The organism is Avibacterium endocarditidis, from assembly GCF_002921145.1.
Lineage (GTDB): Bacteria > Pseudomonadota > Gammaproteobacteria > Enterobacterales > Pasteurellaceae > Avibacterium > Avibacterium endocarditidis.
In genome coordinates this window covers 15,090-27,505 of record NZ_PQVI01000008.1, presented here as the reverse complement: position 1 = coordinate 27,505, position 12,416 = coordinate 15,090, and the positions used below count along the sequence as shown (strand labels likewise).

Sequence of the window (12,416 nt, the reverse complement as noted above, 5' to 3'; positions counted from 1 at the left end):
TGCGTCTAAATCTGGGAAACGGCTGCTTGTAGCGAATGTAGGTTAGCTAGAAAAATTATCAAAAATCCCACCGCACTTTTGTTTATTATGGCTTTCAAATTCAGGGAGTTTGACAAGGTGAAAAATCCTCTGTGTGTGGAGGATTTTTATTTGCGGTAGTTAAACGTCCAAGCCCAGTACTTTTCGTCCGTTGATGCTGGCGATGTTTACCATTGCGTCTAAATCTGGGAAGCGGCAGCCTGCGGCGAGTAGGCTGAGTTCTTGCCACATATCCCCTTCACATAGTGGCACCATATAATCGCAGATGTTATCCGTGCCAATGGCAACGGTGATGCCTTCGGGGATCATTTCATCTACAGGGGTGAGTGCATTGTGGAACGGCATTAAATCTTCTTTACGATTACTGTCAATCCACGCCATTGGGCAGGCGATCATCATCATTTGCGCTTGGCGCATTTTTTCGTACAGTTTGTAGCGATATTCACGAGAATGTGCGCCGATGGAAATGCCGTGAATAGCCACTACGCGTCCTTCCATTCCGTGTTCAATGGTTTTATCGCACAGTTGTTCTGTTTCTTTTTCTTTTGGTGTGTTGAATTGATCAACGTGAACGTGGCACATAATGCCGAGGGATTTGGCTTTATCAAGCAGAATGTCCATCGCTTCCAAGCCACGTCCGTAATCCAGCTCATCACGATAAGGCAGCCCGCCGATCATATCCACCATTTCCGAGCCAATATCGAACCATTTTTTCGCAGTGGGTTCGATTACGCCTTTTAGGGTTTGATTGGCGAATTTAAGGGTGATGTCGTGTTTATACACGTCGCGGGCTTTGTGGGCGGCGATGATGGCGCGATCTTCACAAATGGGATCAATATCCACAAAAGTGCCAAAGGCGGTTACCCCTTGCGAGATCATCAATTCAATGGCTTGGCAAAAGCGTGCGTAATAGTCATCTACGGTGGAAGTGCGTTTGACTTCGTCCACTAAATCCCATTTTTGTTGTAAATTGCTGGTGTGATAGATGCCGATTTTCTCCGGCGTCATGGTGAACGCACGGTCAGCGTGAGCGTGTGAGTTTACCCAACCGCCTTTCTTGATAATTTCATCTCTGATATAGGTTTTAAAGCTACGAACGTGATTACGCATAATTTTCTCCGTAATAATGAAAGCGAGGCGGACAATAGGCTAGATATGAAAAAATCCCAATAAAGTGGGATCTTGTTATTAAGAGAAAATAGCTTTGCGCTCAAGCGGTGAGCGTCTTGATTGGTGTGTTGTGTAATGTTATGAAAAATTCGCAGATTTTTACTTAATAACATTCTATCTTGTCCAGATTGATTTGAATAATAAAACAGGCGAAATGCCTTTGCTGGGGCGATAGTATAAGCGGTTCAATAGTAAAAATATAATTGGTTTTAACTATTGGTTGCCTGATTTTTATTCGTTTTATTTTTCGAAAAAAGCACTATCTTGGTTAAACACTTCTAAGAACAAGCCAAGCGGTGGCGTGCGTGAAGAGGCTTTTTCATAAGTACGGTCATATTTTTGATAATTTCCGCGCCGATCAAGGTGATATTGCGTGCCGTTGGCGGTGATGATCACATTCCAGCGATAATTGCCTGCTTGCACCCAAGTGCGGCGTAAGGCAGGGTTAAATAAATCCACGCCTTGCGCATAATCAGAAGCGGGATTTTGCACGCCAAATAAATGTTTCATTAAGGCAGGCAAAATGTCTGTGTGGCTGGTGAGTTTTTCCACTTGACCTTGCGCTAGCCCTTGCCACGCAATAATCAGCGGAACCTGAATTTGTTCTGGCGCAAAATAGTTGCTTTGTTGTTTTTCACTTAATGGCTTGAAGTGATAGCCCTCTTCGGCGGTGATCAAAATTAACGTGTTTTGGCGATCCACTTGACTTAATACGCTATCTAGCAAACCGTCCAATTCATTCAGTTGAAGCGCATAGCCTGTTTCATTTAAGTCTTTTGGAATGGCTAAACTTAAATAGCTGAAATAAGGTTTTTCGCTATGGCGTTTCGCATACCAATTTTGCCATCGCTGCACGCTGGCTTGATTGCTGCGCACTTTGTGATCTAATTTTTGTTGATTAAACACATTCTGGCTTAATAAGCTGGCGTGAAATCCATCGCTGGCAAATAATCCCAGCTGATAAGCGGATTTCTCTTGTTTGAGTGCGTTAATGAGTACTGATGGCGTTTTGTTGCTTAATAGGCTATCCGTGTAGTTCGCCGTTAATCCGTAGAACAAGCCAGTTAAGGCGGTATTGTTGTTATTGCCTGTGCTGTAATGATTGAGATACTGCGTGGCTTGCTCGGCAAAGGCGCTGAGTTTTGGCATTTTGTCTGCACTGACAGCATCATAACGCAGCCCAGATACCGTAATCATCAGAATATTGCTCGGCTTAACTGGAGTAAAATGCAATGGCGATTTTGGATAATCAATCTTTAAGGCTTCAGGTCGCCCTTCTTGTTCTAGAGTTTGGCTATATTGATCCTTATCTAAGAAACCGTGCTTTTCCAAGAAAGAGCGCGCCGTCATTGGGTAAGACAGCGGAAAATTGGATTTTTGCATTGTGATCGGGCGATAGATAAAGGCATCTGCCCAAGCATAAATTAAATGAGTGGCAATAAAGGTGCAAACAAAGAAAATGCCCACGCCCTTGAGCCATTTTTGCCGTTCAAGGCTGCGCAATTTTTCCCACGACCAACGAGAAAACAGCATTTGAATGAGCAGAATAATCGGCATTGGCACGAAGAACAGTTGCCAGTTGCGCGAAAGTTCACCATTATCAGGATTCACCAATAAATTCCACACAAGGGAAGAAAGGTGAAAATTAAAGCGCGCGAAAACTTCGCTATCGACTAATAATAAGGTTGCACCAATGGTGGTGAGAATCACACTCAGCCCACGGAAAGTGCGGTTGTTTTTTACGATAAAACTGAGCGGAAAAATAATCAGTAAATATAGGGCAAAAACAATAAAACTAAAATGCCCGAGTAGGCTGATGAAAAAATAGAGCTTGCCAAACAGCGTGTCTGGCCAATCGATCAAAAAGGCGTAACGTGCGCCAATGACAATCGCCCAAAGGATATTAAAAAAAGCAAACCAATGTCCCCAAGCGATTTTTCGCGAGGTGTTTTCACGATATTGTTTGCTTGTTTTAATTCCAAACATTTGATTATTGTTTCTCTTTCAAAGAATTCATTAACGCATCGGAAAAGGCCTGAGCAAGGGCGATACGTTGCTGTTGGCCCATATTATTTTTGAGAACATTGGTAACCATATTGCCTAGCACCACTAAAGATAAATCCACCGGCGTTTGATGTTTTTCAAACACTGCGATCAGTTCATTTAATAAGGTATCGACTTGTTTATCTTGAAATTTTGATTGTTTCGCCATAATGAATATTGTTGTTAAATTTGAAGGCTGAGAATAATTTTGCGTATGCTAGCATATTTTCGCCTAAAGTGCGGTTATAATATCGCACAAATTTGTTTTTATAAATATGGATTAAAAAATGAGTATTACGGTTAAGCAAATTGTGTTACACCAATTGGTCAAACACCAGCAAGAAGAGGCCATTCAACTTGATGTACAGCTGCGCAATGAGCTGTTGCCCATTAGCCCTGAAGTCGAACAAATGATGTTGCACCTACACCAAGGTTATCAAAATAAAGCCAAAGCCTATGGTGTGTTTGAAGAAGCGTCAGAGTTTGCGCAAAATCTTAACCGTTTTCTCGAAAATGAATTAGATTTCCTGCCGTTTAGCCACCAATCAGCGCAAAAACTCGCCCAAGAGTTAGGTAAATATAGCTTCGCTGATAGCGGAACGTTCGTGCTGTGCCAATATAATTTTTTAGCCACCGATTATTTATTTATCGCCTTGCTTGATAGCCGAGCCAGTATGTTGGTGGACGAAAATTTAGAAATTCATCGTACGCAATATTTGGACCTCACCCAATTTGACATTGCCGCACGCATTAACCTGACCGATTTGCAAGTGGACGCCAATTCCAACCGCTATCTTACCTTTATTAAAGGAAAAGTGGGGCGTAAAATTGCCGACTTTTTTATGGATTTTCTACAAGCCGAAGAGGGCTTAAATCCGCAAGTACAAAACCAATGTTTATTGCAAGCGGTGAGCGATTATTGCGAACAAGGCGAATTAAACAATGAGCAATCGCAAGCGGTGAAAAAGCAAGTGTTTGAATATTGCAAAGGACAAATGAGCGCGGGGGAAGAAATTGAATTGCGGGAACTTTCCGATAGCTTGCCCACTCTAAACGAGCAGTCTTTTGCAGATTTTACCCAAACGCAAGATTATGGCTTGGAAGAACATATTCCGCCGGTGCGTTCAGCGTTGAAAGGCTTAACCAAGTTTTCGGGCTCTGGCAAAGGGGTAACCATCAGTTTTGATGCGGAGCTAATTAATCAACGTGTGATTTGGGACGAAATGGGCGATACGCTCACGATTAAAGGTTTACCACCAAATTTGCGTGATCAATTACAACGTTGGCTAAAAGGCTAGAATTAATTTGGCAATAGGGCGAAGTTTCGGTATTATCCCCTTCATTATTAAAGAATAAAAGGTAACCAATATGCAGTTAAAAACTCTTATTACAGCAGCAATGTTAGCGCTAAGTGTAACGGCTTGTTCAACCGTAAGCAAAGTGGTGTATCGTATTGATGTGCCGCAGGGTAACTATCTTGAAGCAGCCACGGTGGATCAAGTAAAAGTGGGAATGAATAAGCAGCAAGTGCAATATTTATTGGGGACACCTGTTTTAATTGACCCATTTAGCAATGACACTTGGTATTATGTTTTCCTTATCCAAAAGGCTTACCAAACGCCAGAACAACACACCTTTATCGTAAACTTTGATAAGCAAGGGGTGGTTACTCATCTTGATTTAGATAAGCCATTGCCAACAGCCGGTGAAAAAGAAATCAACAATGTGGTGATTGAGGCTTCAGAAAGTCAAAACAAACGTTGGTGGCAGTTCTGGAAATAAAAAATTCGGCAAAATTACACCGCACTTAATTATAAGGACCAATCATAATGGCTAAATTATTATTAGTGGACGATGATATTGAACTTGTGGAACTTCTGGCTGAATTACTTCAGTTAGAGGGCTTTGAGGTAGATACCGCAAACAATGGTAAAGAAGCCTTAGACAAATTGGATAACAGCTATCACCTCGTGTTATTGGATATAATGATGCCTGTATTAAATGGCATTGAAACCCTAAAACAAATTAGGCAACATTTCACCACACCGGTAATGATGCTCACGGCACGGGGCGATGAAATTGATCGCGTTATCGGCTTAGAATTGGGTGCGGACGATTATTTACCGAAGCCTTTCAATGATCGTGAATTGGTGGCAAGAATTAAAGCCATTTTACGCCGTACCGAACTAGCAAATTCAGTGAATGAAAACAAATCGGAAGAAAACCAGCAAATTGAATTTTGTGGCTTAACTCTCTATCCGGGGCGCCAGCAAGTGCTTTATGAAGATAAAAATCTCGAACTCACAGGCACTGAATTCGCCTTATTACAAATCCTTATTGCCAACCCGGGGCAAATTCTTTCTCGTGAGCACTTGAGTATGGAAATCCTTGGTAAACCGCTCACGCCTTTTGATCGTGCCATTGATATGCATATGTCAAATTTAAGGAAAAAACTTCCACCACGAAATGATGATTCCCCTTGGTTCAAAACATTACGAGGCAAAGGTTATCTGCTCGTTGCGTCTAAATAAACTCAATCAAAATGAAATTAACTTTTCTTAATACGCTCTCAATGCGAATTTTTGCCTTATTCTGGCTCGCCTTTGTTCTTCTCCTCGCATTAATTTTTTTACTACCTTATTTTGACGCACGTATTTACACCGAGCTAGGCAACGAAGAGGTTTCGGGGTATTACGGTGAAATATCCACCGCCATTCGTAATAAACAACTGGCACATATTATCTCGGGTGTGCCAGTTATCCCAGTTGATAAATTTGATGGCATTCACCCCGTTCTTGCCGATCAAAACGGCAATATTCTCGGCGCAAGAAAGGAAGAAATTGCCCCTATTCAGCAATTTATGTACCACACCAGCACCACATTAAAGCCGCTGAAAAAAAACTTTTATGATATTCAAATTGCAGGGCCTTTTACCGTACATCTCAATTTAGAAAATGATATGCCTTACACGCTCTATTTTGTCAGCCGTGTTAATCCACAAAAGAAATTCTTTCCTACATTTTTGACCGCCCTTATATTCTCATATTATTTATTATGTTGATTTCCACTCCCTTACTGTGGTGGCTTTCACGCAGTATCGGACGACCATTACGGCATTTACAACAAGCCGCAAATGCCGTGGCGTTAGGAAATTTTAAAGTGGACAAATCCCTTGAAACCCAAGGGACTATTGAATTACGCCAAGTAGGACAAAGTTTCAACCGAATGACGATTGCCTTAGAAGATCTGCTTTCTAATCAGCAAACTTTGCTTTCCTCTATTTCACACGAGTTAAGAACACCGCTTACTCGCTTGCAATTGGCACTGGCATTATTACGCCGGCGTGTGAACAGCAGTTCAGAAATTGCACGCATCGAAAAAGAAGCGGTACGTCTTGATGAAATGATCAATGATCTGCTTTTGCTTTCGCGCCAGCAATTAAACAGCCACATTCTGCGAGAAATTTTCCCCATTACCGAAATTTGGCACGATATTATTAAAGATAGCCGCTTTGAGGCAGAACAGAAAAAATTATCCTTCAAAGTAAAACAGCTTATCCATAAACCAAGCCAATATTATCTCAATGGAAACAAAGGGCTAATTTGCAGTGCCATTGAAAATATTTTACGCAACGCGCTGAAATATACGCACTCTAAAATTGAAGTAACGATCTTCGTTGAAGATAATTCAATGGTCATTGCGATTGATGACAATGGGGCAGGCATTCCAACCAGTGAATATGAAAATATTTTCAAGCCTTTCTACCGTATTGACGAAGCAAGAACCCGCGAAACCGGCGGCACAGGGCTAGGGCTTGCGATTGTCGCCAATGTTATCCGTGAACATCAAGGAAAAGTTTGGGCAGCCTCAAGCCATCTTGGCGGGTTGCGTGTTGTGATCAAACTGCCGCTGTGGATTTCTGAGTAAAAATATTTTGAGCTTGTTGGATCATCTATTTTAGAAATAAAAACACCAAAATTTCCAACCGCACTCTATTTTGCACGATTTTCCATTTATTGTAATAAAGTTAGTGCGGTGCTTTTTTGTTAAGTTTTTGTAGAGCGAGAAAGGAAGTAGAGAGATAAGAAAAAAGAGCGGATTTTTCACCGCTCTTTTGTTTTGAAATGGTTAAGCACCTTTGTGTTGAAAATAAAGCACTGTGGCGGCAACACGAGAATGAACGTTTAGTTTACGCAGCAAATTGCGGATATGCACTTTTACCGTTTCTTCTGAAATGAAAAGCTGCGCTGCAATTTGTTTATTGGATAAACCTGTGGCGATAAGGCGTAATACGTCCATTTCGCGATCCGTTAAGGTGTAAATTGGATCTTGTTCTGGGCGCTGTTCTAATAGCAGATCTTTAATGGAATCACTTAAAATCACTTCGCCTTGTGCAATGCGTTTGATTTGCCCAAGTAGTAGATCTGGCTCGGTATCTTTTAATAGATAACCATCTGCGCCTGCGTCCACTAGGGTGAACACATCATTTTTCGCATCAGAAACGGTGAGAATAATAATGCGAGCGTCCACATTTTCTGCGCGCAATGCTTTAAGGGTGTCTAATCCTGATAACCCTTTCATATTCAAGTCAAGAATGATTAAATCTGGCGAAGTGCGTAACGCAAGATTAATGCCTTCCGTGCCGCTCCCTGCATCTCCAACGACTTCAAATGCTTCATCAAGTTCTAATAATTGTTTTATGCCACGACGCATCAATGGATGATCGTCAATGAGCAATATTTTCATTTTATCAAGCATAGTTTCCCCTATTATGATGACACCAAACGGCTATAAAACGGCACAATTTTGATCCCATTATCACTTGGTAATAATTGATAAAATTGTGGGTAGTTAAAATTTCGTTGCACAATTTTATACGGATTATTATCTCCCTCCAAGCCTGCCGACTGGTAAATATGATTTATCTCATAAATTTTCTGTTCTTTTTCGCCTTCACAGTTGCGATAAATCTCAATGCGGTTGGCTTCATCTAAAATATAGACGTTGAATGTGTGATCCAAGTTATTTTCAAAGAAAAATTGTAAAAAGCCTTCGCTAGCAAAGGCGTCAATTTCATAAGGATATTTTTTGCGTGCTTGTGGCTTTTCTTTATGTTCGATGAGCTCTTGCACTTCGACATTAAAATCATTATTATCAATCAATGGCGGATTGTGGATTTCTTGTAGGCTAATTCCACGCTCTTCAAAGAAAAATTGCCAGTTTTTCCCTGCCACACGCAATAAGTTATTTTGTGGTGCATCACTCACACCCACTTGAATGCTGATACATTTTTGAATTAAGGCGGTAACAATGTTGCGCAAGGTTTTTTGATAATATTTGCTGTAACAAAACACATTGACGCTTTGTGGCGAAGTTGCACCACGATAAATTTTGTTAGAAAGCACTTTTAATGCGAGCAAAATGGCATTTGGCCCTTCAAAGTGCAGGGTACGAATTTCATTCCATAAATTGCGGTAGGTAAGATCGATGCTGCCGACTAAACTTTCTTCATCAGGGCCAAAGCTAAATAAATCACTGGCGACAATGCTGGCTTTGGCTTCGGATAAGTGTGCAGTGGGATCTTTGGTAAGGTTGATCGACACCACTAAATTTTTGATTTCGCAGTTGTGGTTTAATTCTTCGTTACTTGCCACAGGCACGATGGCGGGCAAGGACAAGCGAAGATCCGCGACAAAGTGGCGTAATTTATGCAGATCAACATTGGGGCTGAAAATATGTAATTCGGTTTTTGGCGTAAGCAGGCGGTTAAAATATGCCCAAGCCACAAGTTTATTGAGGTTTTCGCTATATTCCACATAGCGCTGTTGTTGAAATCCGCGAATATCAGGCGTTTGATTAACCAAATACCAACCATCTTTGAAATTACGGTTATTTTTCACTTCAATAAAAGTGATGTTTTTTTCCGATAAATCAGAAGAAATCATCGCATTGAGCAAGGTGATTTTGCCCGGTAATTCTTCAAAAGCGGTGTAAAGTTTACGGGTTAAAATGCTAATATCTTGCGGCATTATGCTGGAATTTACCTTATATTTGCGGGCAAATTGCACCAAATGGCGATAGCTAAACATTAGGAATTTGATTAAATTATTATGACTTTCTCGCACCCGTTTGATTTTCCAGCACGCCCGTTGATTCAGCTCTTGCACTAATTCTTTCGGCCAGCCCCAAGTTCTGGCTAAATTCTGCAATTGAGAAAGTCGCCACGTATTTTTTTCTACATTGCTGTTATATTCATTGGCTTTAATGTAAAAACAACGGCGCACGAACTCTAAACGCTGCAAATCTTTTAAGCCAATCAAATAGTTAGTTACGCGATCAAGCATTGTGAGATAAGGATCAAAGTGATGTTTTTTGTCCCCATTAAGCAAGCGAGCTTTAAATTCTTGCGCGATAAGGTAAGTGTCGGGATAATCCGCCGAATAGGTTTCCAACAACAAAATTTTTAACACGGATTTATAAGGCGAATCGATCCCTTTGTAGAGTTGCCACAAACTGGCACCAAAATATTCATTAGCTGAAAATGCCCCTAAGCCGCCAAAATCCACCCAATCATCAGGATCGATCACCTTTTCTTCGATTAAACGAGCCACTTCATTTTCGTAATCTTTTTCGTTTTCTACTGCTAAATGTAGCCACAATAGGGGTTTACCCGCAAGGCGAATGGCGGAACGATAAAATTCATCAAGCAGCAACATATACTGTGCTGAACCGCAATTTTCCGCGGTTAAAGGATCGGCATAACGAAAGCAGCGGAAGCGATTTTGATCCATTGGGTAAAGATTAATTTCGATCCCTAAGGTTAAAGCCCATTGCTGCAAGGCGTCCATTTTTTTGTGCAATAAGTTGCGATCAGCTGCGCTGATATTTTCTAAATGACACACCCAAATATCCAAATCAGAAATGGACGTTTGGCTGATTGAGGCAATGCTTCCCATCACATACACACCTAAAATAGGCGCATAAGTGCGGTGCGAAAATAGCGAGTTTTTTATATCCTGTTCCGTGAAATCAAATTGTCTAATTAGGAAATTTTGTTGATAGTCTGACAATTTAAAATCAGCAATCCCTGCTGGCGCATTTTCAATATAACCTGGTAATTTTTCGTGATTGAGATGCAATAACAAGCTAATTGTTTGAAATACTTGCTTAAATTTCTGAGATGTCCCTGAAATTGCGCGTTCAAAACGCACTTTATCAAGATATTCCACTTGCTTTTTAGCACTATTAATATCGTAATTCAATTTATATCCTAGGAAAGAGGGATTGATAAATGAACAATTTCCTCGCATTTTTTGAAAAGAAATTGAAGTATTACTCTATCACTTGCCTCACAGGAAAGCAAAAAAATTAAATGGAAACTGACATTTTTCAGCAACAGTGATAGGATAAGGCAATTATTTCTAATCTTCTTTTTTGCACGATGACGACAAAAAAACTACTCAAAATCGCCACGCGCCGTAGCCCTTTGGCATTATGGCAAGCTAACTATATTAAAGATCGTTTAACTCAATTATATCCACAACTTACGGTGGAGCTTGTGCCAATGGTTACCAAAGGCGATGTGATTTTAGACACGCCTTTAGCCAAAATTGGCGGCAAAGGCTTATTCGTCAAAGAGTTAGAGAACGCCTTATTAAATGGCGAAGCGGATATTGCGGTGCATTCAATGAAAGATGTGCCAATGCAATTTCCTGCAGGATTAGGCTTGAACGTGATTTGTAAACGTGAAGATCCGCGCGATGCATTTGTGTCAAATTCTTACCGCACTTTAGATGAGCTACCTGAAGGCGCGGTGGTAGGAACATCAAGTTTACGCCGTCAATGTCAGCTGAAAGCCTTACGTCCAGATTTGAATATTCAATCCTTGCGCGGCAATGTGGGAACACGCTTGAGCAAATTAGATAACGGCGATTACGATGCCATTATTCTGGCTTCCGCAGGCTTAATTCGTTTGGGAATGGCCGATCGCATCGCTTCTTTCATTGATACGGAAACCTCTTTGCCAGCAGCAGGACAAGGTGCGGTGGGCATTGAATGTCGCACCGATGATCTAGAAACCCAACAATTATTAGCGCCATTGGCAGATGCCGAAACCACCGCCTGTGTGCTAGCAGAACGAGCAATGAATAACCACTTACAAGGTGGTTGCCAAGTACCCATCGCAGGCTATGCGGTAATTCGCGACAACCAGCTTTATCTCAAAGCCTTGGTAGGCAAAACAGACGGCAGCTTAATCATTCGTGCAGAAAATCAAAGTGCGGTGGAAAATTCGCAAGAATTAGGCGTGCAAGTGGCAGAAAGCCTGTTAAAACAAGGCGCTGATGAAATTTTGCAAGCCCTTGGCATTTAATCGTCTAGGCTTATAACAGCAAGGAAAAGAAAATGGCAGTGTTGGTTACGCGCCCTGATGAAAAGGGCAAACAACTGGTAGAAATGCTTGCAAAGGCAGGCATTGCGGCCATTCATTTTCCGCTCTTTTCCATTCAAGCGGGGCGTGAACTGAATGATTTACCCCGTCAGCTAAATCAACTCAACGCAGGTGATTATGTTTTTGTGGTATCGCAAAATGCGGTCTCTTACAGCGCAGAAAGCTTGAAGCAAGCCGGCTTTCAATGGCGAGCAGATTTACATTATTTTACGGTCGGACAGCGAACCGCGCTGCTCTTTTCCAGTCAAACAGAACAGAATATTCATTATCCTTTTCAACAAGAAACCAGTGAGGGCGTGCTTTCTTTATCGGCAATGAAAAATTTGCACGATAAAACCATTTTGATTTTACGCGGTAATGGTGGGAGAGCATTTTTTGCGGAACAAGCCAGTTTACGAGGGGCGACAATTCAAACCTTGGAATGCTACCGCCGTGAACCGTTAGTTTATGAGCCTGTTGAACAAACCAGTATGTTAAAGCGTGCGGGGATTACGACAATTCTTGCCACAAGCAAAGAAATTTTGTGTTTATTGCTAGATTTTGTGCCCAAAAATGAACATAATTGGCTGAAGTCTTGCCGTTTGATCACGGTTAGCGAACGAATTCAACGCTTTGCCTTCGCAATGGGCTGGGAAAAGGTGGACGTTTCACCACGAGCAGATAATGTAACATTGTGCGATACCTTATTACAATTTAACGAGTTTTAATAATCATA

General features: G+C 41.3%; 10 protein-coding genes and 1 pseudogene. 6 read left to right on the top strand and 5 right to left on the bottom strand.

What is annotated here, in order from left to right; genetic code table 11:
• Positions 1-159 precede the first annotated feature (159 nt).
• The 3 genes from C3Z13_RS01250 to C3Z13_RS01240 form a co-directional block, all read right to left on the bottom strand.
• Positions 160-1,149: an amidohydrolase family protein gene (locus C3Z13_RS01250; RefSeq protein ID WP_103854751.1), complete on the bottom strand. Its 990-nt coding sequence runs from the start codon at positions 1,147-1,149 to the stop codon at positions 160-162.
• Between the two features lie 300 nt (positions 1,150-1,449).
• Positions 1,450-3,195, bottom strand: a complete 1,746-nt coding sequence (locus C3Z13_RS01245) for a DUF3413 domain-containing protein (protein WP_103854750.1) — start codon at positions 3,193-3,195, stop codon at positions 1,450-1,452.
• Positions 3,196-3,199: 4 nt separating this feature from the next.
• Positions 3,200-3,421 carry a YejL family protein gene (locus C3Z13_RS01240; protein WP_103853599.1) on the bottom strand — a complete coding sequence of 74 codons (222 nt, stop codon included), beginning with the start codon at positions 3,419-3,421 and terminating at the stop codon, positions 3,200-3,202.
• A 118-nt stretch (positions 3,422-3,539) separates the two neighbouring features.
• On the opposite strand from C3Z13_RS01240, the gene yejK reads away from it, so the two are divergent.
• From yejK to cpxA, 4 genes and pseudogenes are all read left to right on the top strand, one after another.
• On the top strand, positions 3,540-4,550 hold the full coding sequence (gene yejK, locus C3Z13_RS01235) for a nucleoid-associated protein YejK (protein ID WP_103853600.1): 1,011 nt from the start codon (positions 3,540-3,542) through the stop codon (positions 4,548-4,550).
• 70 nt (positions 4,551-4,620) lie between these two features.
• Entirely contained in the window at positions 4,621-5,034 is a 414-nt protein-coding gene (bamE, locus tag C3Z13_RS01230; protein WP_103853601.1) for an outer membrane protein assembly factor BamE, read from the top strand.
• A gap of 47 nt (positions 5,035-5,081) precedes the next feature.
• A complete protein-coding gene (gene cpxR, locus C3Z13_RS01225) occupies positions 5,082-5,783 on the top strand; it encodes an envelope stress response regulator transcription factor CpxR (protein WP_103854749.1) in 702 nt (233 codons plus the stop codon).
• An 11-nt stretch (positions 5,784-5,794) separates the two neighbouring features.
• Positions 5,795-7,179: pseudogene (gene cpxA / locus C3Z13_RS01220) on the top strand (envelope stress sensor histidine kinase CpxA).
• 201 nt (positions 7,180-7,380) lie between these two features.
• Here the strand turns inward: cpxA and C3Z13_RS01215 are convergent.
• Together C3Z13_RS01215 and C3Z13_RS01210 are read right to left on the bottom strand one after the other, a co-directional pair.
• Positions 7,381-8,010: a response regulator gene (locus tag C3Z13_RS01215; RefSeq protein WP_103853604.1), complete on the bottom strand. Its 630-nt coding sequence runs from the start codon at positions 8,008-8,010 to the stop codon at positions 7,381-7,383.
• 11 nt (positions 8,011-8,021) lie between these two features.
• Entirely contained in the window at positions 8,022-10,514 is a 2,493-nt protein-coding gene (locus C3Z13_RS01210) for a class I adenylate cyclase (protein ID WP_103854748.1), read from the bottom strand.
• A gap of 179 nt (positions 10,515-10,693) precedes the next feature.
• Between C3Z13_RS01210 and hemC the strand changes: the two genes are divergently transcribed.
• Both hemC and C3Z13_RS01200 read left to right on the top strand, forming a co-directional pair.
• Positions 10,694-11,623, top strand: a complete 930-nt coding sequence (gene hemC / locus C3Z13_RS01205) for a hydroxymethylbilane synthase (protein WP_103854747.1) — start codon at positions 10,694-10,696, stop codon at positions 11,621-11,623.
• A gap of 32 nt (positions 11,624-11,655) precedes the next feature.
• A complete protein-coding gene (locus tag C3Z13_RS01200) occupies positions 11,656-12,408 on the top strand; it encodes a uroporphyrinogen-III synthase (RefSeq protein WP_103854746.1) in 753 nt (250 codons plus the stop codon).
• Positions 12,409-12,416 lie beyond the last annotated feature (8 nt).

What these genes read in the sequence shown, in the direction of transcription:
- C3Z13_RS01215 (WP_103853604.1), bottom strand. Translation starts at nt 8,010, where the DNA reads ATGCTTGATAAAATGAAAATATTGCTCATTGACGATCATCCATTGATG.
- hemC (WP_103854747.1), top strand. Translation starts at nt 10,694, where the DNA reads ATGACGACAAAAAAACTACTCAAAATCGCCACGCGCCGTAGCCCTTTG.
- C3Z13_RS01240 (WP_103853599.1), bottom strand. Translation starts at nt 3,421, where the DNA reads ATGGCGAAACAATCAAAATTTCAAGATAAACAAGTCGATACCTTATTA.
- yejK (WP_103853600.1), top strand. Translation starts at nt 3,540, where the DNA reads ATGAGTATTACGGTTAAGCAAATTGTGTTACACCAATTGGTCAAACAC.
- C3Z13_RS01245 (WP_103854750.1), bottom strand. Translation starts at nt 3,195, where the DNA reads ATGTTTGGAATTAAAACAAGCAAACAATATCGTGAAAACACCTCGCGA.
- C3Z13_RS01200 (WP_103854746.1), top strand. Translation starts at nt 11,656, where the DNA reads ATGGCAGTGTTGGTTACGCGCCCTGATGAAAAGGGCAAACAACTGGTA.
- bamE (WP_103853601.1), top strand. Translation starts at nt 4,621, where the DNA reads ATGCAGTTAAAAACTCTTATTACAGCAGCAATGTTAGCGCTAAGTGTA.
- cpxR (WP_103854749.1), top strand. Translation starts at nt 5,082, where the DNA reads ATGGCTAAATTATTATTAGTGGACGATGATATTGAACTTGTGGAACTT.
- C3Z13_RS01250 (WP_103854751.1), bottom strand. Translation starts at nt 1,149, where the DNA reads ATGCGTAATCACGTTCGTAGCTTTAAAACCTATATCAGAGATGAAATT.